The sequence below is a fragment of the Alistipes sp. DJF_B185 genome (assembly GCF_964250025.1).
Lineage (GTDB): Bacteria > Bacteroidota > Bacteroidia > Bacteroidales > Rikenellaceae > Alistipes > Alistipes finegoldii.
In genome coordinates this window covers 1-1,161 of sequence record NZ_CAXUDY010000069.1, presented here as the reverse complement: position 1 = coordinate 1,161, position 1,161 = coordinate 1, and the positions used below count along the sequence as shown (strand labels likewise).

The window sequence follows — 1,161 nt, the reverse complement described above, 5'->3', positions numbered from 1 at the left end:
TTGTAGACATGGTTGCAGGAGAGCAGCAGCCCCACGGGCGCCGCGAACGAGAGGCGGCAGTCCGAGCGGTCGGTCGAGAGGCGTTCGTAGCGGAAATCCGTCGCCACGCTCTGCGGCAGCATGTCCAGATCGGAGAGCGTGTGCATCGAGAGGTATTTGTCCCCGATACGCATCACGTCCGGGTCGAGACGGATATCCTCGTTGACGACCGGACGCTGTTCGTCCGAGAGGGCGAAGTAGCGGGCCAGCAGCCCGGCGTCGTCCGCCGTGCCGACGATCTCCGCTTCCGTAAGCCGCTCGACGTGCACGAGGCCCGAATCGTTCAGAATGCGCTCCATCTGCTCCGCAGCTTCCAGAAAGCGCGTCACGGCATCCGTGTCGCGCATCTCCCGCGGGACGATGAAGCCCCGGCACAGCACGGACGAGGCACTGGTCTGCCGCATCCGTTCGGGCGTGGTCTTCGTAACGAACAGGTAGCACGTGTGCCGCAGGTAGGGCCGCTCGTTGAAGTGGCGCTCGTAGGAGCGGGCGAGAAAGCTCCGCTCGGAGCCCTCCTCCGGAGCCGTGTATCGTTCTTCGATAAAGAAGTCCTGCTTGTGGACGACGGTGTAATCCGGCAGCACTTTCAGGGCTTTGAGCCATGCGCCGTGCAGCGCTTCGTACTCCTCGCCCGTGAGGGTGAAGAGTTCGGGCAGCAAGACGCGGTAAGCCGCGGTGATGTCGGCGAACTTGGAGATGATGCAGTTGTTCTCGACGCGCAGCAAAGGGAATTTCGATTCCAAGGTCGAGGTTTTCAATGTTCCGCGCATAGGATTACGGTTTTACGGTTCGACGAAAGCGCAACAGCCGTCCGACGGCCCGACGATGGACGATGCGCCGCGGATGCCGGCGCGAGGCCATGAGCTTTTGAAGTCCGTAGGGGCCGAAACGGCGGCTCAGGTAGAAGGTGCCGCCCGTGACGGCAAGGCCGGCTGCGAGGGCGAAGAGGATGCAGAAGCCCTGCGGGACGCCGCTCATGTACATTCCGGCGAAGCAGACGAAGACGCCCAGAAGCCCTGCGACGAACAGCACGAGGTACTGCGCTGTGAGCCGTAGGCTAAGAACCCGGTGCCTTGCCGTATTTCTACGGTAGGTTTCCAAGAACTCGCCTCCGAACCGTGC

General features: G+C 62.7%; 2 protein-coding genes. Both read right to left on the bottom strand.

Going from position 1 to position 1,161, the window contains the following annotated elements; translation table 11 throughout:
* A partial coding sequence (locus ACESTR_RS16180; protein WP_373179449.1) for a TraG family conjugative transposon ATPase occupies positions 1 to 809 on the bottom strand: 809 nt, incomplete at its 3' end.
* Positions 810 to 813: 4 nt separating this feature from the next.
* A partial coding sequence (locus ACESTR_RS16175; protein ID WP_373179448.1) for a DUF4133 domain-containing protein occupies positions 814 to 1,161 on the bottom strand: 348 nt, incomplete at its 5' end.